The following is a 25981-nucleotide window of genomic DNA, read 5'->3' as shown; positions in this document are numbered from 1 at the left end:
TTTTGAGGGAGAAAAACTGTTCAATAGAAATTTTAACACAGCTAGCGTCTGATCTGCCCTCTCAAATTGAATAAGCATTACTTCGAATTGATTTAGCTACGTTACTCAATTTTAAATTTAGCCGTGGCATCTAATAGGTTATCTGAAAGGTAATGAAGGTTTTTAGCTACATCCCTCACAGCCGTTAGCGAGTCCATTGTATCTTCAAATGATACGTGCATATTTGTCACGTTTTCTACAACCATAGCAGCAACTGATGTTTGCTCTTCTGTGGCAGCAGCAATTTGTGAGTTCATTCCATTTATTTCTAACATTTGCTCTGCAATTTTCTCTATAGAAATGCCCGTTTTTTCTGCTGCAGTTGCATTATCTGTAGCCATATCTCTTGCAGTCGTCATTGCAGTAACTGATTCGTTAGCCGCTTCAGTTAAAGTAGTCAACAGCTCTCGAATCTCATTTGTAGAGTGAGCAGTTCGCGATGCAAGCTCTCTAACTTCATCAGCAACAACAGCAAAGCCTCGGCCATGCTCACCAGCACGGGCAGCCTCAATGGCAGCATTAAGTGCAAGTAAATTTGTTTGCTCCGCTATTGATGTAATAACATTTAATATTTGCGACACATTTTTTGTATCGTCTGCTAATTTATTGATAGTTGTAGCAGCGTGATTAATCTCATCACTTAACGTACGAGAAGCGGTTACTGATGTTTGTACTTGAGTTCGACTTTGCTCAACTTCTTTCTCAGCCGTTTGCGCTGCATGAGAAGCACTTGCAGCTGATTGAGAGATATCTCCTACACTCTGTTTCATCTCTTCCATCGATTGCTTTACAATCTCAGCATCAGTGGTTTGTTTAGTCGTTGCACGCTCCGCTTGTTCCATCCCCTGCACTAAGCGAGTAGAGTTTTCCATTAACGGTTCGCAAACCGCGATAATTTCTAACACCGTTTTTTTCAATATGCCAATAAAAGAGTTGAAGTTTATAGATACTTGACCTATTTCATCTTCAGAGTTAACTGTCAATTTAGTGCTTAGCGAGCCTTTACCGCTTGCTAATAAGCTTAAATTATTTGCCGCATCACTTGCCGAAGAAGCAATTCGCTTAGCTATCCAAATAGCCATAAAGAGCAATAAAATAAGCGATACAATAGAAACAACTAACATTAACGTAAGGGCGTAATCAGAGCGGTCCTTTGTGCTTGCAACAAGTTCAAAAAAACGATCGTCAGCTTTGACTTGTGCTGCCTTAAACTTTTCTAGGACATCGTTATAAAGCGCTGTTTTCCTCTGTGCTTGTTGTTGAATTTTACTAAAATCTGCTGTTCCATTTACCATGCCATTTGCGATAGTCGCTGATATTTTTTCGTAATTTGCGAGCTGCTCTTTAGTGTCACTGTGAATGTAAGAGGCATTTATTTTTTCTATCGCAATAATATTCAACTCAAGTTGCTTGTATGTGTCAGATGCTTTCTCGACTAAATCTTGCTCACCAAATGTTACGGCTTGGGTGTAAAGTTCGTCCAGCTTCTCTAAAATGCCAACATTAGCAGATGTTAACTTAACAACTTTGTAGGATGATTTTTCCATTTCATCAAGTGCAATTCTATTATCATTCATAGCAAAATAGTTGATCAGAACAATCACTAAAAATGCAACGACAGCAATACTCGTAATCGCATGTATTTTTTTACTTATGCTGAGATTTTGAAAAGTGAAGCCTGAAGCCATTGTGAATACCTTATTTTATTGTCTAAATCTATTATCGGCTTATTACTCATAAGTGTTAACTAAATTTGTAAAATTTCTAGTTTTTTTTACAAACAATTCAAAATTCTACATAACTAATTGCCCTTTAAAAAAAGAAAGTACAAATAACATTCAATTTAAATCGCAGGCACAAAAAAACCAGTAACATTTCTGTTACTGGTTTCTAAATTTGGTGCGGATGGGGGGACTTGAACCCCCACGCCCGAAAGCACCACCCCCTCAAGGTGGCGTGTCTACCAATTCCACCACATCCGCATTTTTAAGCTTTCGCTTATTTGTTAAACATATGATTTATTTGAGGAGTATAAATCGTTTAACGATAGCATTACGCTAAATTAGTTCGGTACGTCAGAGCTTTGCTCTTTCGTAGATGTTACCGGAACATCTTCTTCAACAGGAACTACAGTTTCTACTGCAGGAGCTGCTTCTAGGTTTTCCCACTCGTCAGTCTTTTTAATTTGACCTGCAGTTAGGTTACCTAGCACAATGCTTAAAACAAAAAATACTGTTGCTAAGCTTGTGGTTGTTTTTGTCATAAAGTTACCAGCACCAGACGAACCAAAAACCGTGCCTGAAGCACCAGCACCAAATGAAGAACCCATATCTGCGCCTTTACCTTGTTGAATTAAAACCATTCCAACTAGAGCTAAAGCCACAACTAAATAAACTACTAATAAAATTTCGTACATCTTATACAGTCCCTTTTGCACTGTTACAGATTGCAGAAAAAGATTCTGCTTTTAGACTTGCGCCGCCAATTAAGCCGCCATCTATATCTGTTTGTGCAAATAATAATTCGCTATTTTTTTCATTAACGCTACCACCATATAAGATGGAAAGCCCTTGTGCTAAAGTGCTATCAAGTGCAGCAATTTTATCACGGATAAATTTATGAACAGTTTGTGCCTGCTCTGGCGATGCAGTCTTACCTGTGCCTATGGCCCAAACGGGCTCGTATGCTATCACAGAATCTTTCAGTGCTGCTACACCTAATTTTTCAATTACTGCATCAATTTGTGCAGCAACTACTTGTTCGGTTTGACCGTTTTCTTGCTCACTTTCACTTTCGCCAACACATAAAATTGGTGTTAACCCAACTTCTTGTGCTCTAGCAAACTTTTCAGCGACAGTTTCATTACTTTCGTTATAAATACTGCGGCGTTCAGAGTGACCAACGAGTACGTAAGTTGCACCTAAGTCTTTTAGAAGCTGTCCGTCTACTTCACCGGTAAACGCACCAGGTGTATTTTCAGAAACAGTTTGAGCGCCTGTAGAAACACCACTAGCTATCATCGCAGGTACAAGTGGGAATGGAGGAAATAAAACAATGTCCATCTCTTGTGATTTTACATCGTTAATAGCATCAGACATTTGTTTAACTAGCTCTAACGAACCATTCATTTTCCAGTTGCCTGCGACCATCGCCTTGCGTATTGCCATTTTCCACTCCACATTAGAAAGCGGGCGAGATATTAACTTTTCTCGCCCAAAGTTACAAGAGGTTATTGTTATTAATCAGTCTGTTTGCTCATAGATTCTACAACAGCTGCAATTTTTTGAGCGCTGTCTATTACAATTTTTTCTTGCTCGGCTTCAACCATAACACGAACAACAGGTTCTGTGCCTGATTTGCGCAGTAAAACTCGGCCTTTGTCCCCTAAAGCAAGCTCAACTTCTGCTACAGCTGAAAGTACCTCTGACGCTTTTGTCGGATCTGTTCCAGCGGTATAGCGCACGTTAATCATTTTCATTGGATATTTAGTAAAACCAGCACCCAAATCTTGTAGTGTACGGTTTTGTGCAACCATAGCTGCAAGTACTTGCAAACTTGATATAATGCCATCACCCGTGCTAATTAAATCTAAATTTAATACATGGCCTGAGCTTTCACCGCCAATTTTCCAGCCTTTTTGCTGTAGTAATTCCATTACATAGCGGTCACCCACTTTACTGCGAGCAAACTCGATACCTTTTGCTTTTAAAGCATTTTCAAGACCCATGTTAGACATTACAGTGCCAACTACACCTCCACCCAACATATCATCTTCGGCAGCTTGGCAAGCAATAATATAAACTAAATCGTCACCATCAAATACACGACCATTATGATCAACCATCATTACACGATCGCCATCCCCATCGTATGCAATACCTACGTCAGCTTTAAATTCAAGCACTTTGCGTTTAAGGGTATCTACATGAGTAGCGCCACATTCATGATTTATATTAACGCCATTAGGCTCGCATGCATGTGTTATAACTTCAGCGCCAAGTTCGCGCATGACAGAAGGAGCTATATGGTATGTAGCGCCATTTGCGCAATCGACAACAATTTTAAGCCCTTCTAAAGATAACCCTTGGGGGAACTGGCTCTTACAAAACTCTATATAACGGCCGTCTGCACTAACTAAACGCGAAGCTTTACCTAGTTTATCTGAAGCAACACATGTCATTTGCTCATCAAGCATCGCTTCAATTTGAAGCTCTACTTCATCGTCAAGCTTTAGACCCTGCCCATTGAAAAACTTAATACCGTTATCGTAATAAGGGTTATGTGAGGCACTAATTACTATACCTGCCTCTGCACGAAATGTTTGCGCTAAATACGCAACTGCAGGTGTCGGCATTGGACCCAGTAATACAACATCAATACCAGCGGCAATTAAACCAGCCTCAAGTGCAGTTTCAAGCATGTAGCCAGAAATACGCGTATCTTTACCTATAATGACTTTTTTAGTACCACTTTGAGATAATACGCGCCCTGCAGCCCAACCCAACTTCATTGCAAACTCAGGGTTAATAGGTGGCGTTCCTACTAGACCACGTACGCCATCAGTACCAAAATATTTTCTTTCTTTCATTATGCAATTCCTTTCTCGCAGGCTTGATATACACCAAGTACGTCTGCGGTTTCTTTAACGTCATGTACACGAATAATTTTTGCGCCATTTTGCGCCGCGATTAACGCACCCGCTAAGCTGCCCGCTAATCGCTCATTTGTTTCTCTATTTAATAGATTACCTATCATCGACTTACGAGATAATCCGGCCAATAATGGCAAACCTAACTTGTTCAAATCATCAAACTTAGCCAATATTTGATAGTTATGGCTAAGTGTTTTTCCAAATCCAAAACCAGGGTCTAGAATAAGTCGCTCAAACTTAATCCCTGCTGTTTCACATGCTTTAATACGTTCACTAAAAAACATATTTATATCTGCAAACAGATTGTCGTAATGAGGTGCGCACTGCATGCTGCGGGGTTGCCCTTGCATATGCATTAAACAAATTGCTACATCTTCATACTGCGCAACCGTTTCTAAGGCGTTTATTTCTTGTAGAGCTCTTACATCATTGACTATATCTGCCCCAGCGAGTATTGCTTGCTCCATAACTTGCGCTTTACTAGTATCAATTGAAATAACGCAATCACTGTACTCACGTATCGCTTTAATAGCAGGAATTACTCGGGCTAGTTCATCTTTCAAACTCACATCTGGCGCGCCTGGGCGGGTAGACTCCCCCCCAATGTCTAAAATTTGCGCACCATCCCCTAACAATTGCATTGCGCGCTTTAGCGCTATTTTGGGGTCTAAAAACTGCCCGCCGTCAGAAAATGAGTCTGGCGTTACATTCAATATTCCCATAATAACAGGCTTTTCAATATTGAGCGTACGTCCTCTGGGAAGCTTTAATATATTAGTCATTGCCAACCTTTATTCTTTTTCTAAATAGCTGATACAAAAAAGCCCCGAAATTCGGGGCTTTCACTAACTATTTTAACGATTATTCAGCTTTATCATCAAGGTTTGTTTCATCTTTTTTCGATGAATCATCCGCTTTTTGACTTTCATCAAGCACTGGCTCTTGAGGCTCTTGCTCTTTTACCGGCTTAGCTTCATGGCGGTCATGAGCATCGCGCGGCTCACGCACTGGTTGGCGCGCCATTAAATCATCAATTTGCTTAGCGTCTATTGTTTCGTATTTCATTAACGCGTCTTTCATTGAGTGAAGAATATCAATATTTTCTTTTAATATTTCTTCTGCTCTTTGGTAGTTACGATCTGAAAACAAGCGTACTTCAGCATCAATTACTTTAGCAGTATCATCCGACATACTAGATGCACGGCTTCCGCCACCACCCATATACATCTCGTTTTGATCTTCAGCGTAAAGCAATGGACCTAGCTTTTCACTTAAACCCCAATGTGTAACCATTTTACGTGCAATATCAGTTGCGCGCTCAATATCGTTACTTGCACCCGTTGTTACTTTGTCAGCACCATAAATAAGCGCTTCAGCAATACGGCCACCATAAAGGCTTGAAATCATTGATTCTAAAAGCTCTTTTGAATGACTAACACGGTCTTGTTCAGGCAAGTACATTGTTACACCTAGCGCACGGCCACGTGGAATAATAGATACTTTGTAAACTGGATCATGTTCAGGAACCATACGGCCCACAATTGCGTGGCCTGCTTCGTGATATGCTGTCATTTCTTTTTCTTGCTCGCTCATCACCATGGTTTTGCGCTCTGCGCCCATCATGATTTTATCTTTAGCAGCATCAAATTCAGCCATACTTACAACACGTTTATTACCACGTGCAGCATAAAGTGCAGCTTCGTTTACTAAGTTCGCTAAATCAGCGCCAGAAAAACCTGGTGTTCCACGCGCTATAAGAGCCGCCTCTACGTTATCGCCTAATGGCACTTTACGCATGTGTACTTTAAGTATTTGCTCACGACCACGGATATCAGGTAAACCAACTTCTACTTGGCGGTCAAAACGACCTGGACGAAGTAATGCAGGATCTAGAACATCTGGTCGGTTAGTTGCCGCGATAACGATAATACCTTCGTTACCACCAAAACCATCCATTTCTACTAGCATTTGGTTGAGTGTTTGCTCACGTTCATCGTTACCGCCGCCCATACCTGCGCCACGTTTACGACCAACCGCATCAATCTCATCTATAAAGATAATACAAGGTGCCGCTTTTTTAGCTTGTTCAAACATATCACGTACACGTGACGCACCCACACCGACAAACATTTCAACAAAATCTGAACCAGAAATTGTAAAAAACGGTACTTTCGCTTCACCCGCAACAGCCTTTGCAAGTAACGTTTTACCAGTACCAGGAGGACCAACCATTAGTACGCCCTTAGGAATACTACCGCCAAGCTTTTGAAACTTAGAAGGGTCACGTAAAAAGTCTACCAATTCGGTAACATCTTCTTTCGCTTCATCACAACCAGCAACATCTGCAAACGTTGTTTTAATTTGATCTTCGCTCATTAAACGAGCTTTACTCTTACCAAATGACATAGCGCCTTTACCGCCGCCGCCTTGCATTTGACGCATGAAGAATATCCATACACCAATAAGCAGTATCATCGGGAACCAAGAAATAAATATACTTGCTAAGAATGATTGCTCTTCAGGTTGTACACCCTTCACATTTACATCATTTTTAAGTAAATCATTTATTAAGTCTTCATCGTACATTGGCATCGTTGTTTGAAAACGTTCACCACTGCTCTTAGTACCAGTAATATTTCCTGTACCGCGGTCGATAATAACTTCTTGTAAAGAGCCACTGCGGACATCTTTAACAAATTGAGTGTAACTTGTTTGACGATCAACTTGCTCGCCACCATTAAAGCTCTGAAAGACTGACATCAGCACAACTGCAATCACCAGCCATAGTATTAAATTTTTCGCCATATCGCTCAAGGGGTTAACCTCTTGTATCCAATTAATTTAAATTCAACTAAACGCCAAGCAACTGTACTACAGTTTGTATCCAGTCGCTACTATATATACTTCCCGAGAACGGGCACGTGAGGCATCAGGTTTGCGTATTTTCACTGCTTTAAAACTATTACGTACATCTTGCAAGTATTGATCAAAGCCTTCACCTTGGAAAACCTTAACAATAAATGCGCCATTTTTCTTTAGTACTTGACTACACATATCCAGCGCAAGTTCTACCAAATACATACTACCCGCTTGATCTACTGAGTTATTACCACTCATATTTGGTGCCATGTCAGAGAGTACCACATCAACATTTTTACCATCAATACGTTTTAGCAACGCATTTAACACAGCTTCTTCACGAAAGTCGCCTTGTAAAAAGTCGACACCCGCAAGTGAGTCCATAGGTAATATGTCACAGGCAATTACTTGACCTTTGTCACCTACTTTTTCTGCCAAATACTGTGACCAGCTTCCTGGAGCTGCTCCTAAATCAACAACGGTCATACCGGGGCGAAGTAACTTATCTCTATTTTGTACTTCATCTAATTTAAAAACCGCTCGTGAACGCCAGCCTTTTTTTTGCGCTTCTTGAACATATTTATCATCAAAATGTTCTTTCAGCCATCGCTGTGAACTGGCTGACTGTTTTTTATTTGTCATAAATTAACACGCAACTAATTAGTAATATTCTCTAGATGGCGTTAGAATACCCTTAATTCAAGCCATATTCAGCAAAATTTGTATAAACATGACATTATCAAACAAACAAAAGCAGTTTTTAAAAGGTCAGGCACATAGCCTCAAGCCTGTAGTTTTACTAGGTTCTAACGGTTTAACCGAAGGCGTAGTAGTCGAAATTCAAAGTGCATTAGAAATTCACGAATTAATCAAAGTTAAAGTTCCAACTGATGATCGTGAAACAAAAGCACTTATTTTTGAAGCAATCGTACGTGAAACTGGTGCGACTAAGCTACAAACGATAGGTCACACTATTGTGCTTTATCGTCAAAGTGTTGAGAAAAAAATACATTTACCACGTAACTAATTAATCCTATTTAAAGGATTTAGTACGTTTAAATTAAAAAACCAGCTTAATGCTGGTTTTTTGTTATATAACACTTTTTAATTTAAAAGCTCATTGTATGGTGCGTTACATCATAATCAGTGCCATTACTTCTGGGCTTATTATGCAATATAAAATACTGAGTAAATTGTGTCTCACTCATAGCTGGCACTTTTTCATTGGAGAGTAGTTCAGCCAGTTGCGGCGTCGTATTACTGTGCCCAATAACAACAACTACACCCTTTAGTTTGAGTAACTCATTTTTTAAATCACCTAGCTCACCTGCGTTATACACATTTAATTTGGTATTAAAATGTGCCTGCAAAGGTGCGGCTGTCTGCAACGTGCGTTTATAGTTGCTGCTAAAAAGATGTATATTTTGATGTTCTTTAAACAAAGTAACTAAATTATTTGCACGTGCCTTCCCCTCTTCTGAGAGCGCTGGGTTTTTCCCCGTTAACTTTTCGCTATGACGAAACAAATATACCTCGTCAGGTACGGCAAATGCCAAACTACAATTAAATGACAAGGCTAAAAAAGTGATTGCTAATATTATTTTATTCATATTTTTTTACCTCGTTTGTATTCTAATAGCCTGTCGATAAATTCAGTTGTTAATTCATTTATTACGCCGGTTTCAGCATTAACGATTAAACTAAAACCAACATTTAAGTGGGGAAACACAACCACATCGCTTCTATATCCTTGCACCCAGCCACTATGATAGTAAAGCGTTTCATCAGCATAATTATAAACCCGCCAACCTAGTCCGTAATAAGCCTCATTAAGGTGTTTTTTCCACACCCTGCGATGCATTTCTTTTTTTGTATGTGTATAAGGACGCGTTTGCTTTGCTAGAGTATCCAATGACAAAACATCTGGGTATTGCCCTAGCTGGGCTTTTAACCAAATGGCCATGTCACTTGCACTTGCGTTTACACCCGCTGCAGGTCCCACTTTATAATAATTTTTTTTAAGCTTAGCGCTATACCAACGTTTTGTACCGCGCACGTGTGGTAATGCGTAATTTTCATCCTGAACCATAGATTCAAAACCTAAGCTGGCATCACTCATTTTTAAAGGCGCAAAAATAGTTTCCCGTAACCACTGCGCATAACTTTTACCACTGCTTTGTAATATCACATTACCTATAAGGCTAAACATAACATTTTGATAACCGTAACATTCGCCTGGTTTGCAAATAGGTTTAACACTAAGTAATTTTTCAACAATACTGGGGTAATCCATACGAGACTCTATCAAATTATCGTACGCATTAGGCACTAACCCACTTGCATGACTTAGAAGGTGAAATACCTTTAAATCATCTTGATAAACAGTCCCTTTGAACTCAGTTATGTAATCGCTAACAGCTTTATCTAATTTAAGTAAACCCTCATTGGCTAATTTAGCTGATAACGAGCCTGCAAATGTTTTAGAAACAGACGCGAGCCTAAACCGGGTATGCTTATTTACTTTTTGTCCATTTCGGGTTTTAGTTACACCCATGGTGTGGATGTAGTCTGAGTTGTTTGTACTTACAATCGAAAGTGCAGCGCCTGGTATACCTTTATTTTTCAGTTTTTTTTGCGCATAACGGCCGTACTTTTTTACAAATGCATCCCAATCAGGATCTGCTTTTGCTGCAAAACTCACAGAGCTAAACAACAAACACAAAGCAGGTAGGCTATACAATAAAGATTTGAGATACTTCATTTTTATAAATTTTATCTTTTTAACTACATCTATGTAGATAATATCATGAAGTTTTGTTTGGACTAACGTACAATACGACGATTATTTGGTTTTTAGTGAGTGTTTAGTACTTATGCGTTTTTTAGTTGTGTCACTTTTTGTTATATTATCAACTGGTTGTACTCTTACAAAGCAGCCGGCCGAGCCACTGGCTATGCCATTAAAGCCAACATTAAAAAGTCAGACCTACCAGCTTGAGTACACCACAGAACACTCATCCCCAAAAGTTAAATCCGTTCAACTTCCTGCACATAAGGTAGTTAGAAACCAAACAGTAAAAATTATTACCGATAAGGCAAGTGTAACCGATAAACTTTTATCGCAAATTAGCCAAGCACTTAACGATAAAAAGCTAAAAGTAACCACTAAAAATAACAGCGACTACACACTAACTATTCAGCAACTTGATTTAACTTTCACTGACGATGTTAAGTACGCAGTAAAGCAACCTGAGAACCCTTTTACATTATATTCAGATATTGCTCAGCAATACCCAACTCAGGAATGCGCTGCAATATTTGCACAAGTAAGTATGCGCCTCACACACAAAGCATCAGGTGATGTTGTTTGGTTTGCTAAATCTTCTATTGATAGTGCAAGTTTTCATCGTGAGCCACTAGTTTATAGTTTCACCGAAGAGCAAAAAATAACTAATGAGCTTGAGGTTGTCGCTTTTGTCCATCAGCAAAATACTGATGAAGCCCGCATGGAAAGACTTGGAAAAGACATTCAAATTCCTCAGTACAAAACGTTGTCAAAGTTATCTAGCCTTGCCAAGCTTAGTGGTCCATGTAACAGAACAGAAGTAAGCGCATTAACGCCTATGATGCAGTTTTACTTAAGCAGTATATTAATCGATAAAATTAAAGTTCAGTAAATTAGGGTATGTTGATCTTTACGGATTAAAATTTGTTCAAACTAGGGGCTATTTAATCGCGGCGCTCGGTTTGTAACCTAGTGGGCTCGATAACTGCTCCTGCGTTATTCTAATGGCTTACATCCATGTAAGAATAAGTAAAAACCGAGCAACAAAGCGTAAATAGCCCTTAGGAAGAACCCATTGGGCAGCGCCTGTTTGGCATTAATGCTACGTTATCGCCCATTTATGGGGAATAGCCACACTGCATAGGCTCTGCCTTGCCTATATACCAAACAGACTGCTGAAAATTTAACCTTGAAAGTTCAACAGACCTAACACTTACTACATTTTTTTACAGATTAAAGGAACGAATTAACAATATACTACGCCTAATAACAAATAATAATTAGGCCCCATAGGGATGAGAAACACTTTGCTTAACCATACTTTAGTTAGCATAACATTGCTTTTTTGCTTTATTTTTAGCACCACAAGTATGGCAAGTAATCGCTATTATGCAGACAATACGTTAGAGCCAACCCAAGGCTTTGCCTGGGATTGGAGTGCAGGTGCGGGCTTTTATATTGAAGATTCTTACCTAATCGGTATCGAATCTTACGATAAGGGCGTTGAGCTTGATTTAAGTCTTGCTGTTTCTTACGATAAATTTTATCTTGATTTTGATCACAATCAACTCAGCGGTGGTCTTGTAATTGGTTACAGCCTTATAGATAAATTTGATTGGGGCTTAGATATACTTGGCACAAATACTCAAGCCGGGTTTGACGAAAAAGGCCTCGGGTTTTATAACCATGGTGTTATAAAAGAACTCCAAGGTATTAAAAAACGTAATTACGATTTTGATGTTGGTCTTAGGCTCTCGCGCCGATTTGAAAACTCACAATTCTCCTTTGAATACCTTCATGACATATCTGGTGCCCATAATGGCTGGGTTATAAATAGCTTTTTTAGCCACATTTTGCCATGGCGAAACTGGGAGTTTAGGTCTGGTGTTGGTTTAAGCGCCTACTCTGCTGACTTTACCAATTATTACTTTGGCATTGATAGCGATGAAGCCACCAGCCTTCGCCCGATTTATACCAGCAATGCCAGTACTAGTATTATCTTTGAGTTCCATGCTGAATATCCAATAAGCCAAGATTGGGTGTTTTTATCCGGTTGGCTTACTACATGGTTTTCAAAAGAAATTGACGACAGCCCAATTATTTCCCAAGGATATCAACATAAAGCCAAGGTAGGCCTACGTTATGTATTTTAGATGGATCTGGGTATTACTGATCTTTCCCAGTACCTTTACTGTTAAAGCGCAGGACCCCCCTGAAGCACTCATAGCACTACCCGACACTTGTGTTGCACTGCGCGAAGGGCGTAATTGCTATGCCGATGTCACACTTACGTGGGAGCAACCTATCATTGGCAATTACTGCCTACGCGATGCAACTTCAAAGTACATTATGCAATGTTGGCTAAAGCAACAAAGTGGTACTTTTAATTATGCTTTTGACTCACAGCAAAGCATTTCATTTGAACTATTTGATAGCAATACATCCAAAGTCATCAGTACAGCAGAAGTAAAACTACAATGGGTTTATCAAAACAGACAAAAAAAACGCCGCTGGCGACTATTTTAATACCAATCGCATTAGGGATATTTTATGGATAACTACGGCACTATTTTACTTGTTGAAGACGATGCATCACTAGCGCAATGGGTTGCTGAATATTTAACAGAGCAAGGCTATACAACGCATGTTTGTCATCGTGGTGACGAAGTTGTTAGCAAGGTCAAAACGTTAAACCCAAATATTGTGCTCCTTGATATTATGCTCCCGGGGCAAGATGGTATCAGCGTATGTAGAGAGCTTCGTAGCTTTTATAATTCGCCTATTATAATGCTCACCGCACGCGATGAAGAGATGGATGAAGTTATTGGTTTAGAAGTTGGCGCAAGCGACTACATAATGAAACCGGTGCGTCCGCGTGCATTACTAGCGCGAATAAAAGCAGCACTGCGTCAAAACAATGAGCCAAATAAGCCACAGGTTAGCCAAAGCATTATTCAAGTTGGTGCACTTAGTATTAATACCGAATCTAGAAATGTGACCCTTAACGAGCAAGATATAAACATATCAAGCGCCGAATATCTATTATTACACTACCTTGCAAGCAATGCAGGTCAAGTTGTCTCACGCGATGCCGTATTTAAAGCGACGAAAGGTAGAGAGTACGACGGGCTTGATAGAAGTGTTGATGTACTTATTTCTGCACTTCGTAAAAAATTTAATGATGATCCACAAAACCCCGAAAAAATTAAAACTATTTGGGGCCGTGGATATTTACTTGTTTCTACCGCGTGGTAATAGAGCGATGAATAAATAAATGAAAAAGTTTTATATATCGCTTCTAGGCAGTGCACTTTTATCTATTGTGGTATTGGGCTGGCTTATTGATGCTTTTAGTCAACAAGCGCATACCCCACAAGATGAATTTAGTCAGCAAAGTAAAATGATCATGGGTTTTAATAAGCAGTTAGCTAACATACCTACATCTGAGCGCAGCGATTATGTAAAACAACTAGCCCGAGAGTTTGATGTTTTAATTGACTACAAGCCAAATGAGTCACTCGCCTTACCACCTTCTTTATTATTACAAATGCACACGCCAGGTGGGCTGATTTTAGAGGATCAGCAAGGCTTTTATATGCTTTATAGTAGCGACGTTTTAAATCCTTTTCACTTATCAATGCGCTTAGATAAAATTTTTGATAGCGAGCAGCATAACGACATTATATTAACTCTACTATTTTACGCAGGCCTATGTGTATTTATGGGGTTTATTATCGCGCCCTTAGCTAAACGGCTAACTGTCTTAAATGAAGCCGCTAAAAAGTTTGCCTCTGGTAATGTTCAAGCCCGAATAAAGGTATCGCACTTTACCTATATAAAAGATGTAGAGCTTACTTTTAACCGCATGGCTAGCCAAATAGAGAAACTTGTCGCCGAAAACAAACTAATGGCCTCAAGCTTGTCTCACGACATCCGCACTCCTATCGCGTGCCTGCGATTTGGTTTAGATGCGGCATTAGATAGCCATGATGAGCAAAAAGTAAAACAGTATTTAACCCGTATGGAAAACGATTTAGATCATATGGAATCGATGCTTAGTAGCTATTTAGCATTTGCTACTTTAGAGCAAAACGCGAATAAACTAACCTATTCATCAACCAATATTAAATCCTACCTTGAAGATATTTTAGTTCAACTTGCACCAAAACTTGAAATGCAAATGCTCAACGTACAACTCAATAGTACAGATAAAATAATAAATGCAGATCTTCACTGGCTGGCCCGTGCAATTACTAACTTATTAACTAACGCATGTGATTTTGCAAACCAACATATTTACCTCAGTGCAAAGTTACACGAGCAACAGCTTATAATAACGGTAGAAGATGACGGCCCAGGTATCGCACAAGAGAACTTTAGTAATGTATTTAGCCCATTTTTTAGAGAGGAAGATCACCGTAACAGAGCCGATAAGAGTTATGGCCTTGGCCTAGCCATTGTTACCAAGGTAGCTGATTGGCATCATGGCAGCGTTAAAGTAAGTAAAAGCACCCAGTTAGGGGGGGCGTGCTTTACTCTCACTATTGCACAGCACCATAATCCGTAAAGCAATAGTTACAGACTGTAATTAACAATTATTAAACAAAATCAACTCGTTATTTTAAACGACTTAATAACAACAATTAAAATCGATGGTCATAACATACACTTTACTTATTAATTTGTGCTAGATCAGCAAATAAGCACTTTTTATTTTTTTACATTTCCAGTAGATTGTCACCGCCGTCACACAATAGAGAAGTACAATAATATGAGCGCAGTTAGAGGCGAGTTTAGCTCTCGCTTTGGTTTTATTATGGCCGCCGCGGGTTCTGCCGTTGGTTTGGGCAATATTTGGGGATTCCCTACACAAACAGCAAGTAATGGCGGTGCTGCATTTTTAGTCGCATATTTAGTGCTTGCGTTCTTTTTAGCCTACCCTGCTTTAATGGCTGAACTTATGATTGGACGTCATGGCCAAGCAAACGCAGTGTCATCACTTCAAAAAATATCTAATAAGCCATGGCAAAAACACTTTGCCTTTGCTGTTGGTTTTGGCGGTATTTTATGTGCTGGCTTTATACTAAGCTTTTACGCCATTGTTGCCGGTTGGATGCTCAGCGCCACAGCTGAACCCATAGCCACTTTAGTTGGTGCCAACACAGCATCTACATGGTTAAGCGAGCAATCACTTACTCGAAATATTATATTCACTATGATCTTTATCGTACTAACAGTCGCTATTATAAGTAGAGGCGTTGAAAACGGTATTGAGAAGTGGTCTAAGCGTTTAATGCCTGCACTTTTAGGCATTTTATTTGCACTTATTGCTTATGTGATGACGCAAGATGGTGCTATGGAAGGCTTAAAAGCCTACTTAGTTCCTGACTTTTCATCTATTTTTGACGCAAAACTATTAGTAAGTGCACTAGGGCAAGCTTTCTTCTCACTATCGCTTGGCACTAGCGTAATGATTATTTACGGCTCGTACATTAGTAAAAAAGAAAACCTCGTTTCTTTAGGTGCCTATGTAACCCTTATTGATGTATTTATAGCCTTTGTTGCAGGTTTACTGATTATTCCGGCTATGTACGTAGCACAAGCTCAAGGCGTTGAAATATTCTCGGCCACAACCGGTAAGCTACTCTCTGAAGATACATTAGTGTTTCAGGTACTCCCCGCTTTATTTGATGGAATGGGCGAAGTTGGCTTATTTGTGGGTTTTTCATTTTTTGCGTTAATGAGTATTGCCGCTTTAACATCATCTATTTCAATGTTAGAGGCGCCAGTATCATACACCGTAGAGCGCTTTGGGATGAAACGCGTTCAAGCAACGTGGTTAATTGGGGCGCTAATCGCTATCGTCAGTATTACAATTGTGTGTAACCTTAGCAGCTTATTTGGCTTAGTAATCACTCTCACTACAAAAGTAGCTCAGCCTTTACTTGGTCTTATGTGTTGTATATTTGTAGGCTGGATTTGGTATAGAGGCTCATTACTAAAAGCAATTCAAGAGGGTAACCCTGAAGTTCACAATACATTGTTTTGGAAAATATGGCCTTGGTATACTAAGTTTGTATGTCCACTTGCTATTGGCATGGTGTTTTTACATTCACTATTGAGCTAAATGATACCTTAGCCTTAAAATAGTTTTAAATAAAATAGCCCACATTAGTGGGCTTTTTTATAGCTGCTTAAATTGGATTTATTGAGTGAGTTTTAAAATCATATCTTGATGAGGTATACCGTCTTCTAGATATTCACTTTTGTAATCTTCAAAGCCAAAGGAGCGGTAAAAATCAAGTAAGTAGGTTTGTGCGCCAATATAAATATCTCGTTCAGGCCACCGCTCTTTACAGCATTCTATAGCTTTACTTACAAGTACAGTGGCGTCGCCTTTGCCACGCGCACTTTTACTTACCAGTACGCGTCCTATTGCGCTGTATTGCTCATTTTTTTCATAGCATCGGGCATAAGTGTGTAGCCGCCCATTGTCTAGTGTATATAAATGCTGTGTATTTAAATCAATATCTACATCATCAAGTTCAGGGTAAGGGCACGCCTGCTCTACAACAAATACGTCTACACGTCCTCGCATAATAGTAAAAAGAGTATGCGCATCTAAAGCATTAAACTGCTCACATTTAAATTGCATTTTAAATCCTATAAACAATAAACCCAGCCTAGGCCGGGTTTAATAAAATTATTCACTTGTTAGTTTATATTAAGCAAATAAGCGCTCTAGTTGGTCGCACAACTGCGATAAATTCACGTGGTCATGCTCTATCGTTAAATCTACATAACCATCGCCTCTAAAGGCCCTGTCTAGCTCTATAAGCACGTGTGTTTTATGTGCCTCTGGTACAAATGACAACTCGATCTCTTGAATGCCAAATAAACTACGGCTATTTGGCTTATATTCAAGTTCCTGATAACAGCCCGATAACGATTGAAATGTTGAAGCGCGCAAATGGCCTTTTTCTACATCAGCCTTCATTAAGCTAAAACCTAGCTTTTCCATCGCCTGCATGCACGTTTTAACAGCTTCATTAGGGTAAATATGTAAATGGTCTTTATCGCTCGGATCAAGTGCTAAATCAATATCTAAACCTGTTTCAAGCCACACATGGGATTGATTGTAACCTGCATTAATTTCTGTAATAGGTGTTTCAGAATGAAGACGTGCTTCAAAAGGGATACTTTTAACTTCGCCAGGCTCAATTGTACCTATATCTGTAATTCGCCATTGGTCAATCACATGATTGGTAAAATAATCGCCATCATCACCTGCCACTTTAACACGGGTCATAAGTAATAAATCTAAGCCTGCAATATCTTGGCTAACATCACCTGCGGTAATGACTATTTGTGCATTAAAAAGCTGACCAGGTTGTAGGTGTTCAGTCTCTAAAACAGTATCTACTTTTGCAGCACCAATACCTACCGACGCTAAAATCTTTTTAAACATATATTTCTCCTTAAGCTGAGCGGTTCTATTATTTGCTCTTGCTTAAACTTCTTCGTTATCGCATCTTAACCATATTTAAAAGCCAATGTCAGTGAAAAAATGTTATTTACATGCTATTTACGATTAAATATATGTTTGATGCGCATTTTTTATACACAGCTAGGCAAGTATTTGATTAGACGCGTTCATTTTTAGGTCTATTTTTATTTTCAATGGTATAAATTTTTCGTTACACTGCAATCCCAAATGAAGTGATATTAAGAATTATGGAACTAATCTATTTTGCCGCCGCGTTTGTGTGTGGCTTTGCTGTTTATCAGTTAAAGCTGCCTCCTCTTATTGGATTTTTATTAGCAGGTTTTGCTTTAAATTTATCGGGTTATAAAAGTACAGAGTTGCTCGATACAATAGCAGCACTTGGCGTAACCCTTCTTCTTTTTAGTATTGGTTTAAAGCTAAAGGTAAACAGTTTAATTAAACCCCAAGTGTGGGCGCCTGCAACATTGCATATTATTTTTAGCAGCGCGCTTTTTAGTGGCTTTATGTTATTGCTTGGTGTTTTCGCTATTCCACTGTTTATTGATTTAAGTTGGCAAAGTGCTTTATTAGTTGGGTTTGCGCTTAGTTTTTCAAGTACTGTATTTGCAGTAAAAGTGCTTGAAGAACGCGGAGAAATGGCAAGCCTTCACGGTAAAATAGCCATTGGTATACTAGTCATGCAAGATATCTTTGCTGTTATCTTTTTAGCGATTAGTACAGGTAAAATTCCAAATGTATGGGCAATTGCATTAATAATTGCTCTGCCTTTATTACGACCTGTCATGTATGGCGTATTAAATCGCTCTAAACATGGTGAACTATTACCATTATTTGGTTTTTTCTTTGCTTTAGTTGCTGGTTATCATGCATTTGAATTTGCAGGATTAAAAGGCGACCTAGGCGCACTCATAATTGGGATGATGTTTGCACCACATAAAAAAGCAGGAGAACTATCAAAATCTCTGCTTAATTTAAAAGACATATTATTAGTCGGTTTTTTCTTAAGTATTGGCTTGAGCGCAGAGCTAACCACTAGCTCATTAATCGTTGCTATCATACTTGTTTTAGTTTTACCTATTAAAATAGCGCTTTATTACGTGTTCACAAATATATTCAAACTACGCGCACGTACATCATTACTTACCGCCTTTAGTTTATCTAACTACAGTGAATTTGGGTTAATTGTATGTGCAGTAGCAGCTAGCACAGGCATGATCACTTCTGAGTGGCTGGCCGTAATGGCAATTGCTGTTTCTATTACCTTTGTAATTGCCTCGCCGTTAAATAAGCGCTCAAACGAGCTATACGTAAAAATAGAGCACTGGCTATTAAAGTTTGAAAGCAAAACTCGTTTAGCTGAAGAGCTACCTGTTAACCTAAACGATACTAAAATAGTCATTTTTGGTATGGGACGTATTGGTACTGGTGCTTATGAAACAATCAACGCGACTCACCCAAATGTTGTTGCAGGCATAGATATAAAACCTGAAGTGGTAGATAAGCACGTTAACAGAGGCCGCAACGTATTAATTGCTGATGCAACAGATCCTGACTTTTGGCAACGAGTAAATCATTCGCAAGTAGAAATGGTCATGCTTGCAATGCCAAAGCATATGCAAAATATTTTTGCGCTAGAGCAACTACAAGCCTCAGGTTATAAAGGCCAAGTAACAGCTATTGCAAACTACCCTGATCAACAAAAAGAGCTAGAAGAAATGGGTGTTCATTCTACTTATAACTTTTACTTAGAAGCAGGTAGTGGTTTTGCAGAGCACGTTAAACAAGAGCTATTTAACGAATAATCACTTTTTATAACGTCTATAAATAACAAAGCCTTAAAATCATTAAGGCTTTGTTATTAGTTTTTAAATGAAAAGCAATTCTATTTACATTCCTTTACAAGCCATTTCACCACGACCATAAAAAACAGGTAGACTATCCATGTTGGTTAAATAAAACCCCATGTTCTAATAATAACTTAATTAGATCCCAGCTAATTAAAGTTCAACTAGGTTTATATTAATCAACAAAAAATTATTAAATCAGAGGGCCTACTCCCTCGCAAAATAGGCTGTTTCTTGCCCGTCACAGCCTATTTTATATTTCTAAAATCCCTTACACTTATGCAGACTTTAAAACCTAAGTAACTCTTATGGATCCAAAACAATTAAAAATAGCTGTAAATACAACGATGCCTTTTGGGAAATATGCTGGGCGCCCTTTATTACTACTACCAGAACCTTATTTGGTGTGGTTCAAACAGCAGGGATTTCCTAACTCGAAACTTGGTAGCCAACTAGCGATGATGTATGAGGTTAAACTAAATGGCCTTGAGCAAATGTTAATGCCATTACTTGAAAAAAATAAAAAATAATTGAGAACTTTTTTAAATACTTGCGGTCTATTATATTGCTACTTGTTGATTTTGGTTTTTAACCGCAAAAAAAGCGCCTTAGGCGCTTTTTTTATGTCTTAAATTTGAGAGGTAAATATACAATAAATTTAGCACCACCTAAGCTTGAGCTTTCTGCTTTACACTCTCCTTGGTGCCACGACACAATTTTAGCAACTATAGCAAGCCCTAAACCAAAGCCACCAGTGTCCTTGCCTCTACTTTTATCTAATCGAGTAAAAGGCTTAAATACGTTTTCTCGCTCAACGGGGTCAATCCCTTCACCATCATCTTCAACAATCAATACTATGTGAGTTGCCTCTTGTAGCAATGAAATTTTGACTTGTTGATGAGTGTATTTGAGCGCATTGCCAATTAAATTTTGAAATACTCGCGCCATAAAGTGGCTATCACAGTAGTAGTTTAAATGCTCAGGGAGGTTTATAGAGAGCGTTGTTCTAGCTTCAAAATTTAGCTTTTCAACAGTGGTTTTTACCAGCCCAGCTAAATCGCAGTTTATTGGCTGTAAACTTGGTTGTTGAGAGTCTAATCGCGCGTATTCAAGCATTTCAGAAACTAGTGACTCAAGCTCACTAATATCTGTTTGCATGTTTGTTAGGTATTTTTCGCCTTTTTCGTCAAGCATTTGTTCTTGTAGCATGACTATTGCAAACTTTAAACGTGCTAGTGGTGTTCTAAACTCATGCGACACCGATGAGGTAAGTTCTTGCTGCGCACTAAGTAAAAACTCAATACGTTGCTGCATTACCTTTAATGTATCAGTTATAGGTAAAAAGAAAGACTTAGAAGAGTCATTTAGTTGAAAGTCTTGCAAACCCTCTACCGCTTCACACGCTTTACGTAGCTTTGCAAAGTCACGCCAGAGTAAAAAGCTCCATAGCCCAACTGGTATGCCTACAATAATAAGTAGTAATAAATACGGCCAAACAGAAGATGATTGCTGCGTTAATACGCCTACCGGTCCTACTTGAAGTAATGAGTCATTACCGAGATCTACATACCAAACAATGCGTTGTTGCTTATCATACAAATATAAGTAGTGGTTTTGATTTAGCTGCGATTGTTGTTTTTGAGGAAGTATTAAATCACGTCGTTCAATCACTTTACTTTCAAAGTTATGCTTTAGTTTTTTAAGACCATTTGGAGTTTGTGAAAGCAACCACAGTGATTGCCCAAACTCATCGTCTAAGAAGACCTGCTGCTGCGACTCTTCATAGGGCCACAGCTGCTCAATAACACCACTTACAACAAATAATGAAACAATGATATATAAGTATAAGCTGGTAAACAGTTTTCCCATTACAGCCGATTAACCTTAAATAGTTCTAAAGATCCCATGCATCAGAAACAAATAAATAGCCTTGTCCCCATACGGTTTTTATACGATACGGCTTATCACTATTATCGCCTAATTTTTTACGAATTCGTGATACGCGTACATCCACAGTTCTATCAAGTCCGTCATATTGACGGCCAATCATATGTTGGTGCACATGTTCTCTGCTTAGTACTTCACCCGCATTTGACGCTAATAGCCATAGTAGTTCAAACTCGTGCGAAGTTAATACAATCTCTGAATCACTTAGTTTTACAATACGGCTTGTTTTATCGATGACTAAATCACCAAACTGCAGTTCTTCACTAGATTTTACTATTGGTTGCCCACGTCGTAGTAATGCATTGATCCGCGCTAGTAATACACGTGGCTCTGCTGGTTTTATTACATAATCATCAGCACCAAGTTCTAAACCAAGCACTTGGTCGAAGTCTTCACCTTTAGCAGTCAACATTAAAATTGGTAGAGTAAATTTATCTCTTACTTGGCGGCAAACGCTAAAGCCATCTTTACCTGGCAGCATAACGTCTAGAATCATTAAATCGGGTGTATTGTTTTCTAGGTAATTAAACACTTCGTCACCGCGGTCTAACACTTCGACTTCAAGGCCATTATGTTCAAGGTAATCTTTTGTTAGCTGTTGTAAACCGAGATCATCTTCAACAAGTAAAATTTTTGGCATTAGTTGCTCCTAAATTAAAAAAAGCTCCACGGAGAGCGAAGCCTACGCCTATTTTTTTTAGCATGGGCGCTTTGTACTTCAACCTGTGTTTTTGCTATTAACACACCCGTATGAGGATTGATTAAGGAGTATATGGTCTCCACCTGAACACGCGCTTTATAATTAAATTGCCCAGAACGCTGCTGCTGCCAGCATTGAAGTAGTTGTTCTTGTTGATACAAACAGACATCACTATAGGTGTTTAATAGCCATTTAAACTGTAAATCAAGATCGCAAAAATCCTGCTGTTCGGAAACCACGCAGACTTTTGGAGAAACACTAAAAACAGGGGTTTGTGCCACGCTAAAACCACTAAAAAAAGTGGTAATAAACACAACTAATATTGAATACTTCATATTAAAAAGTACGATCGAATCCTATAAATGCAGTCATTGAATAAGTACGTTCAAAGAGCGGACTGCCATCCATAGCCGAATAGTCGTAATATGCTACATGAAAACGAAGAGAGTCAGCCTTACTCAGTGACCAACGGGCGTCGATTTTAGCATAAGGTTGCCAACTACTACCAACGTCTATTTTGCCAAATTGAGTTTCACCCTCATTAAGTCCATAAAAATAGCTATTTAGTTCCGCAGATTTATAGTTTATTCCAAGTGTTGGCTTTATTTTAAGCTTTCCTAGCACAGTATGATATTGCCACTGCAATGCACCGCGTACACCTCGATAAACATCGGTTATATCATGCAGAGCCTGAACTGAAAAAACATGGTCATCATTTACATAGTGATATGCAATACCCGCATCCAAGGCAATTTGCCGTTTATGCAAATTATCAATATCAGCGTAGCGAGAGGACGAGGCTTCATTTTGCATTACAAACTGATTATTAAGAGCACTACTTTGCAATGCAAATACATTTTCAGGGTGCCAGTCTATAAAAAAGCGAGATTCAGAGTTGAGTTCACTAACTAGATTAAAGTGATGCTTTGGGGATTGTGAAAATGAATAGCCAAGGCGGCCATTATCAAAAAACCATTGCTCTGCATAAAACGCAATTTGTGGAATAAGCACAAGCGGAATATGATCTCCACCATGCAAAGGGTTGGTTATAACTCCAGCCCCAACGCTTAAACTCAAATGCAGGCGATCAGTTGTTATATCTTGCTCTGTATAATCGTCAGCATGCTTGCTTGCCTGTGTTGCTTGCACCGAAAGGCAAGCAAACAAAGTGCTAAAACATAGAGCAGTTAATAAGGAGAAGGAATACCGCATCAGCGTACATCAAAGTATTAAATTAAGTAAGTTCCCCATACTAGCAAGGTCTTTTTAAACTAGCTCTAGCTGGTTACAATTATTCACAATTTGTATACACAAATGTTAACTTTTGTGTTTTTGAAGTGACAAACCCTTCAAATTAGTTATGTGCGTTGGCTAAGCTGGCACTGCTTTGAGAAACTTTGGAAATGAGGGATAACCTCGCAAATGCTTTAATTCAAATAAAATCTGCAGGAAGCCAACTCTAACAACTTTTTTTTATTAACCTTACAAGCTACTAGGTTACCAAAGTTAATAGCGGCTTTAGCCGTAATAAATCAAGCTTCTGATGCTTATTAAATATCAGGGGCTATTTCTATTCGGTTTCGGCCATGTGTTTTTGCGATATATAAGGCTCTATCTGCACGCTCAACTAAAACTGAGCTATTAGTAAATGGACGTAAAATAGCTAAACCAAAACTTGCAGAAATAGCACGTTTAGCTGTTATATCATGCTTTTTACGAATCGCTAATTTCGCAATAGCTAAACGTATACAATCGGCAAACGCTATTATATCGTTAATAGTGTCAAAATAAGCTGTTATACAAAACTCTTCGCCACCGTATCTATATATATTTGCTGTTTCAGTTGTATTTTCTCTCACTTTTTTGGCAACTAACCTCAACACTTCGTCACCCTTTTGATGACCAAAGTCATCGTTAAAACGTTTAAAGTGGTCAATATCAAACATAATTAGTACGGCAAGAGAATCTTCCTGTGCTTTCTCTGAGTATTCAAAACAAAATTTTACGATATCTGAATCAAACTTACCTCGGTTATAAAACCCCGTAAGCGTGTCGGTATCAGCTGCTTCTTTTGAAATATTAAGTGCTTCTTTTAAATCTTTTATTTCGTTGTAAGCAACAGCTAACTTAGTTTGAAATTCTCTAGCATAATCCTGCATAGCAATAGAATCGTCGGTTAAGCGCTCTACACAACCTAATATTTCATTATAAGAATTTACATCAGCAAGCATATTTAATTCATTTTGTGAATCAACTAAACTTGTTGTAAAGCTTTTGGAATGCTCAAGCGTGGTGCTTATATCTTGCTGGACTTGCTCCATAGTTGTATGGAACTTTTCAGTCATTTCTTGAAAGAAAGCCAGATCGTCTTGCGTTAAATGCTTATCAAAAATTTCTTTTGCTTTGTCTTGTGAGCATGTTTGTTGCTCAGCAATAACATGGTCTAATTCAGCATTTAATGAAGGGTTACTCCCTTGAATGTAACAGTACCAAATTGCATAGTTGATAGGCGTAACCGGCATGCGGTATTTTACCATCAAAGGAATTGCCTTTTTAAGGCATTGAGCAGAATGAGCAAGTGATACGGCGTGGTTCATAAATAAACTCTCAAGCGTCATTGTTTTTATTATTAGCACTCAATGTTAAGTAATAGTAAACTCATACGCAACCTATATTAATACTATTTAACTAATTTGCTTGCTCTGTGTGCATATTAAATTGCTTTTGCTTCTAAAGTTTGCGCAATATTCCACAACGCACTGATTGCAGGGTCATTTAACTCTTTCCTTAATACAGCCAAGCCAATATCAAACCCATCAGGAGCTTGCATTTTTGGTGTTAGTATTTGTACTTTATCTTGCAGCGGGCTGTTATCTAGCACTATTTTAGGAACCATTGCGACACCTAATCCTAAGCTCACCATAGATACCATCGCTTCGTGCCCAGCAACTTGTGCGTAAATTTTCCCGTGAATATTATTTTTGCGCCACCAGTGTTCTAACCTTTGGCGAGAAAAACCTTGTTCTGGCACAATAAATTCTAAATCAGACCAATTAATGTCATCACCATTCTGCGTTAGTTTTTGTGTGATCGGGCATTGAATTTTTGGGCCAATTAATAAAAGTGGTGAGTGCCCAATATCAACAAAGGCAATTTGCGACGGTAATTTATTAGGCTTAGCTGCAATTGCCATTAATTCGTGGCCATCAAGCACACGATTTATAGCAAGTGCTGGGTCGCCTGTATTTAATGTTATCTCTATGTACTGATGCTGCGCACGAAGTTGTTCTAATATTTGATGTAAAAAACTATAAGATGCAGTTACAGAACAATAAATACTTACTTTGCCGTAAATATGCTGTTGTGGGTCTTTTACATTCGTTTTAAAACGTTGCCAATTAGCAAGCGTTGCCGTTGCGTAATCAATAAAGGACTCCCCCTCACGCGTTAATTTAACGCTTCGGTTATCGCGGATAAACAATGCTACTCCAACTTCTTCTTCCAAATGTTTTATATTTCGGCTCAAAGTGGGTGCGCTTATGTGGCAAAGCTCACTTGCGCGCCCAAAGTGAAGTGTTTTAGCCAACGCTAAAAAGTAGTTTAAGTGCTTATGTTCCATCCAACCCCCTGTATTTCATATTATGAAACA

26 protein-coding genes and 1 tRNA gene are annotated in these 25981 nt (G+C 38.8%); 9 read left to right on the top strand and 18 right to left on the bottom strand.

What is annotated here, in order from left to right:
• Positions 1 to 101 precede the first annotated feature (101 nt).
• From AC5NT5_RS05315 to rlmE, 8 genes are all read right to left on the bottom strand, one after another.
• Positions 102 to 1727 carry a methyl-accepting chemotaxis protein gene (locus AC5NT5_RS05315; RefSeq protein WP_024594860.1) on the bottom strand — a complete coding sequence of 542 codons (1626 nt, stop codon included), beginning with the start codon at positions 1725 to 1727 and terminating at the stop codon, positions 102 to 104.
• A gap of 209 nt (positions 1728 to 1936) precedes the next feature.
• Positions 1937 to 2021 (bottom strand) — tRNA-Leu (locus AC5NT5_RS05310).
• 80 nt (positions 2022 to 2101) lie between these two features.
• Complete coding sequence (gene secG, locus AC5NT5_RS05305) at positions 2102 to 2455, bottom strand: preprotein translocase subunit SecG (RefSeq protein ID WP_002962769.1); 354 nt, start codon at positions 2453 to 2455, stop codon at positions 2102 to 2104.
• 1 nt (position 2456) lies between these two features.
• A complete protein-coding gene (gene tpiA, locus AC5NT5_RS05300) occupies positions 2457 to 3206 on the bottom strand; it encodes a triose-phosphate isomerase (RefSeq protein ID WP_002962767.1) in 750 nt (249 codons plus the stop codon).
• A 71-nt stretch (positions 3207 to 3277) separates the two neighbouring features.
• Positions 3278 to 4627 carry a phosphoglucosamine mutase gene (glmM, locus tag AC5NT5_RS05295; RefSeq protein ID WP_335675639.1) on the bottom strand — a complete coding sequence of 450 codons (1350 nt, stop codon included), beginning with the start codon at positions 4625 to 4627 and terminating at the stop codon, positions 3278 to 3280.
• Complete coding sequence (gene folP, locus AC5NT5_RS05290; protein WP_335675638.1) at positions 4627 to 5472, bottom strand: dihydropteroate synthase; 846 nt, start codon at positions 5470 to 5472, stop codon at positions 4627 to 4629. Before folP ends, glmM begins: the two co-directional genes overlap by 1 nt.
• A gap of 79 nt (positions 5473 to 5551) precedes the next feature.
• Positions 5552 to 7504 carry an ATP-dependent zinc metalloprotease FtsH gene (gene ftsH, locus AC5NT5_RS05285; protein WP_182672334.1) on the bottom strand — a complete coding sequence of 651 codons (1953 nt, stop codon included), beginning with the start codon at positions 7502 to 7504 and terminating at the stop codon, positions 5552 to 5554.
• A 57-nt stretch (positions 7505 to 7561) separates the two neighbouring features.
• Positions 7562 to 8191 carry a 23S rRNA (uridine(2552)-2'-O)-methyltransferase RlmE gene (gene rlmE, locus AC5NT5_RS05280; protein WP_002963155.1) on the bottom strand — a complete coding sequence of 210 codons (630 nt, stop codon included), beginning with the start codon at positions 8189 to 8191 and terminating at the stop codon, positions 7562 to 7564.
• A gap of 88 nt (positions 8192 to 8279) precedes the next feature.
• Between rlmE and yhbY the strand changes: the two genes are divergently transcribed.
• Positions 8280 to 8576, top strand: coding sequence for a ribosome assembly RNA-binding protein YhbY (yhbY, locus tag AC5NT5_RS05275; protein WP_002963153.1), 297 nt, complete (start codon positions 8280 to 8282; stop codon positions 8574 to 8576).
• Between the two features lie 82 nt (positions 8577 to 8658).
• Here the strand turns inward: yhbY and AC5NT5_RS05270 are convergent, their stop codons facing one another.
• Entirely contained in the window at positions 8659 to 9159 is a 501-nt protein-coding gene (locus tag AC5NT5_RS05270) for a SixA phosphatase family protein (RefSeq protein WP_494513481.1), read from the bottom strand.
• A complete protein-coding gene (locus AC5NT5_RS05265; RefSeq protein ID WP_039484498.1) occupies positions 9156 to 10310 on the bottom strand; it encodes a serine hydrolase domain-containing protein in 1155 nt (384 codons plus the stop codon). Before AC5NT5_RS05265 ends, AC5NT5_RS05270 begins: the two co-directional genes overlap by 4 nt.
• A gap of 112 nt (positions 10311 to 10422) precedes the next feature.
• Here AC5NT5_RS05265 and AC5NT5_RS05260 point away from each other — a divergent pair, with 112 nt between their 5' ends.
• From AC5NT5_RS05260 to AC5NT5_RS05235, 6 genes are all read left to right on the top strand, one after another.
• Positions 10423 to 11226 (top strand): hypothetical protein, encoded by an 804-nt coding sequence (locus tag AC5NT5_RS05260; RefSeq protein WP_494513480.1) that lies wholly within the window; start codon positions 10423 to 10425, stop codon positions 11224 to 11226.
• Positions 11227 to 11629: 403 nt separating this feature from the next.
• Positions 11630 to 12487: a MipA/OmpV family protein gene (locus AC5NT5_RS05255; RefSeq protein WP_033021645.1), complete on the top strand. Its 858-nt coding sequence runs from the start codon at positions 11630 to 11632 to the stop codon at positions 12485 to 12487.
• On the top strand, positions 12477 to 12860 hold the full coding sequence (locus AC5NT5_RS05250) for a DUF3019 domain-containing protein (protein WP_024597091.1): 384 nt from the start codon (positions 12477 to 12479) through the stop codon (positions 12858 to 12860). The genes AC5NT5_RS05255 and AC5NT5_RS05250 overlap by 11 nt, the downstream gene beginning before the upstream one ends.
• Before the next feature lie 24 nt (positions 12861 to 12884).
• Positions 12885 to 13589, top strand: a complete 705-nt coding sequence (locus AC5NT5_RS05245; protein ID WP_004335749.1) for a response regulator — start codon at positions 12885 to 12887, stop codon at positions 13587 to 13589.
• A gap of 19 nt (positions 13590 to 13608) precedes the next feature.
• The gene (locus tag AC5NT5_RS05240; RefSeq protein ID WP_182682682.1) at positions 13609 to 14901 is read left to right on the top strand and encodes a sensor histidine kinase; all 1293 of its coding nucleotides are present in this window, start codon (positions 13609 to 13611) and stop codon (positions 14899 to 14901) included.
• Between the two features lie 204 nt (positions 14902 to 15105).
• The gene (locus AC5NT5_RS05235; protein ID WP_138488731.1) at positions 15106 to 16461 is read left to right on the top strand and encodes a sodium-dependent transporter; all 1356 of its coding nucleotides are present in this window, start codon (positions 15106 to 15108) and stop codon (positions 16459 to 16461) included.
• Between the two features lie 78 nt (positions 16462 to 16539).
• Here the strand turns inward: AC5NT5_RS05235 and AC5NT5_RS05230 are convergent, their stop codons facing one another.
• Both AC5NT5_RS05230 and AC5NT5_RS05225 read right to left on the bottom strand, forming a co-directional pair.
• Positions 16540 to 16989 carry a GNAT family N-acetyltransferase gene (locus AC5NT5_RS05230; RefSeq protein WP_004335742.1) on the bottom strand — a complete coding sequence of 150 codons (450 nt, stop codon included), beginning with the start codon at positions 16987 to 16989 and terminating at the stop codon, positions 16540 to 16542.
• Positions 16990 to 17058: 69 nt separating this feature from the next.
• Positions 17059 to 17802 (bottom strand): sporulation protein, encoded by a 744-nt coding sequence (locus tag AC5NT5_RS05225; protein ID WP_004335740.1) that lies wholly within the window; start codon positions 17800 to 17802, stop codon positions 17059 to 17061.
• Between the two features lie 266 nt (positions 17803 to 18068).
• On the opposite strand from AC5NT5_RS05225, the gene AC5NT5_RS05220 reads away from it, so the two are divergent.
• Entirely contained in the window at positions 18069 to 19643 is a 1575-nt protein-coding gene (locus AC5NT5_RS05220; RefSeq protein WP_004335737.1) for a cation:proton antiporter domain-containing protein, read from the top strand.
• A gap of 350 nt (positions 19644 to 19993) precedes the next feature.
• The gene (locus AC5NT5_RS05215) at positions 19994 to 20215 is read left to right on the top strand and encodes a DUF3820 family protein (protein ID WP_024594942.1); all 222 of its coding nucleotides are present in this window, start codon (positions 19994 to 19996) and stop codon (positions 20213 to 20215) included.
• A 91-nt stretch (positions 20216 to 20306) separates the two neighbouring features.
• Here the strand turns inward: AC5NT5_RS05215 and AC5NT5_RS05210 are convergent, their stop codons facing one another.
• The 6 genes from AC5NT5_RS05210 to ilvY all read right to left on the bottom strand — a co-directional run bounded on the left by AC5NT5_RS05210 (position 20307) and on the right by ilvY (position 25951).
• Positions 20307 to 21554: an ATP-binding protein gene (locus AC5NT5_RS05210; protein WP_004335732.1), complete on the bottom strand. Its 1248-nt coding sequence runs from the start codon at positions 21552 to 21554 to the stop codon at positions 20307 to 20309.
• A 25-nt stretch (positions 21555 to 21579) separates the two neighbouring features.
• Positions 21580 to 22272, bottom strand: a complete 693-nt coding sequence (locus AC5NT5_RS05205; protein WP_004335729.1) for a response regulator — start codon at positions 22270 to 22272, stop codon at positions 21580 to 21582.
• Positions 22273 to 22286: 14 nt separating this feature from the next.
• Positions 22287 to 22667 carry a DUF3019 domain-containing protein gene (locus AC5NT5_RS05200; protein WP_024594944.1) on the bottom strand — a complete coding sequence of 127 codons (381 nt, stop codon included), beginning with the start codon at positions 22665 to 22667 and terminating at the stop codon, positions 22287 to 22289.
• 1 nt (position 22668) lies between these two features.
• On the bottom strand, positions 22669 to 23481 hold the full coding sequence (locus AC5NT5_RS05195; RefSeq protein ID WP_494513479.1) for a MipA/OmpV family protein: 813 nt from the start codon (positions 23479 to 23481) through the stop codon (positions 22669 to 22671).
• A 401-nt stretch (positions 23482 to 23882) separates the two neighbouring features.
• The gene (locus tag AC5NT5_RS05190; protein WP_024594946.1) at positions 23883 to 24929 is read right to left on the bottom strand and encodes a GGDEF domain-containing protein; all 1047 of its coding nucleotides are present in this window, start codon (positions 24927 to 24929) and stop codon (positions 23883 to 23885) included.
• Between the two features lie 116 nt (positions 24930 to 25045).
• The gene (ilvY, locus tag AC5NT5_RS05185; protein WP_494513478.1) at positions 25046 to 25951 is read right to left on the bottom strand and encodes an HTH-type transcriptional activator IlvY; all 906 of its coding nucleotides are present in this window, start codon (positions 25949 to 25951) and stop codon (positions 25046 to 25048) included.
• Positions 25952 to 25981 lie beyond the last annotated feature (30 nt).

Source organism: Pseudoalteromonas sp. J2K-J599 (genome assembly GCF_059295115.2).
The sequence above is the reverse complement of the archived record's forward strand: the minus strand, read 5'-3'. Positions and strand labels throughout refer to the sequence as shown.

What these genes read in the sequence shown, in the direction of transcription:
- AC5NT5_RS05220 (WP_004335737.1), top strand. Translation starts at nt 18,069, where the DNA reads ATGGAACTAATCTATTTTGCCGCCGCGTTTGTGTGTGGCTTTGCTGTT.
- AC5NT5_RS05270 (WP_494513481.1), bottom strand. Translation starts at nt 9,159, where the DNA reads ATGAATAAAATAATATTAGCAATCACTTTTTTAGCCTTGTCATTTAAT.
- yhbY (WP_002963153.1), top strand. Translation starts at nt 8,280, where the DNA reads ATGACATTATCAAACAAACAAAAGCAGTTTTTAAAAGGTCAGGCACAT.
- AC5NT5_RS05235 (WP_138488731.1), top strand. Translation starts at nt 15,106, where the DNA reads ATGAGCGCAGTTAGAGGCGAGTTTAGCTCTCGCTTTGGTTTTATTATG.
- AC5NT5_RS05240 (WP_182682682.1), top strand. Translation starts at nt 13,609, where the DNA reads ATGAAAAAGTTTTATATATCGCTTCTAGGCAGTGCACTTTTATCTATT.
- ilvY (WP_494513478.1), bottom strand. Translation starts at nt 25,951, where the DNA reads ATGGAACATAAGCACTTAAACTACTTTTTAGCGTTGGCTAAAACACTT.
- AC5NT5_RS05190 (WP_024594946.1), bottom strand. Translation starts at nt 24,929, where the DNA reads ATGAACCACGCCGTATCACTTGCTCATTCTGCTCAATGCCTTAAAAAG.
- AC5NT5_RS05200 (WP_024594944.1), bottom strand. Translation starts at nt 22,667, where the DNA reads ATGAAGTATTCAATATTAGTTGTGTTTATTACCACTTTTTTTAGTGGT.
- AC5NT5_RS05260 (WP_494513480.1), top strand. Translation starts at nt 10,423, where the DNA reads ATGCGTTTTTTAGTTGTGTCACTTTTTGTTATATTATCAACTGGTTGT.
- AC5NT5_RS05225 (WP_004335740.1), bottom strand. Translation starts at nt 17,802, where the DNA reads ATGTTTAAAAAGATTTTAGCGTCGGTAGGTATTGGTGCTGCAAAAGTA.
- tpiA (WP_002962767.1), bottom strand. Translation starts at nt 3,206, where the DNA reads ATGGCAATACGCAAGGCGATGGTCGCAGGCAACTGGAAAATGAATGGT.
- rlmE (WP_002963155.1), bottom strand. Translation starts at nt 8,191, where the DNA reads ATGACAAATAAAAAACAGTCAGCCAGTTCACAGCGATGGCTGAAAGAA.
- AC5NT5_RS05315 (WP_024594860.1), bottom strand. Translation starts at nt 1,727, where the DNA reads ATGGCTTCAGGCTTCACTTTTCAAAATCTCAGCATAAGTAAAAAAATA.
- AC5NT5_RS05265 (WP_039484498.1), bottom strand. Translation starts at nt 10,310, where the DNA reads ATGAAGTATCTCAAATCTTTATTGTATAGCCTACCTGCTTTGTGTTTG.
- glmM (WP_335675639.1), bottom strand. Translation starts at nt 4,627, where the DNA reads ATGAAAGAAAGAAAATATTTTGGTACTGATGGCGTACGTGGTCTAGTA.
- folP (WP_335675638.1), bottom strand. Translation starts at nt 5,472, where the DNA reads ATGACTAATATATTAAAGCTTCCCAGAGGACGTACGCTCAATATTGAA.
- AC5NT5_RS05245 (WP_004335749.1), top strand. Translation starts at nt 12,885, where the DNA reads ATGGATAACTACGGCACTATTTTACTTGTTGAAGACGATGCATCACTA.
- AC5NT5_RS05215 (WP_024594942.1), top strand. Translation starts at nt 19,994, where the DNA reads ATGGATCCAAAACAATTAAAAATAGCTGTAAATACAACGATGCCTTTT.
- AC5NT5_RS05250 (WP_024597091.1), top strand. Translation starts at nt 12,477, where the DNA reads ATGTATTTTAGATGGATCTGGGTATTACTGATCTTTCCCAGTACCTTT.
- AC5NT5_RS05255 (WP_033021645.1), top strand. Translation starts at nt 11,630, where the DNA reads ATGAGAAACACTTTGCTTAACCATACTTTAGTTAGCATAACATTGCTT.
- AC5NT5_RS05210 (WP_004335732.1), bottom strand. Translation starts at nt 21,554, where the DNA reads ATGGGAAAACTGTTTACCAGCTTATACTTATATATCATTGTTTCATTA.
- secG (WP_002962769.1), bottom strand. Translation starts at nt 2,455, where the DNA reads ATGTACGAAATTTTATTAGTAGTTTATTTAGTTGTGGCTTTAGCTCTA.
- AC5NT5_RS05205 (WP_004335729.1), bottom strand. Translation starts at nt 22,272, where the DNA reads ATGCCAAAAATTTTACTTGTTGAAGATGATCTCGGTTTACAACAGCTA.
- AC5NT5_RS05230 (WP_004335742.1), bottom strand. Translation starts at nt 16,989, where the DNA reads ATGCAATTTAAATGTGAGCAGTTTAATGCTTTAGATGCGCATACTCTT.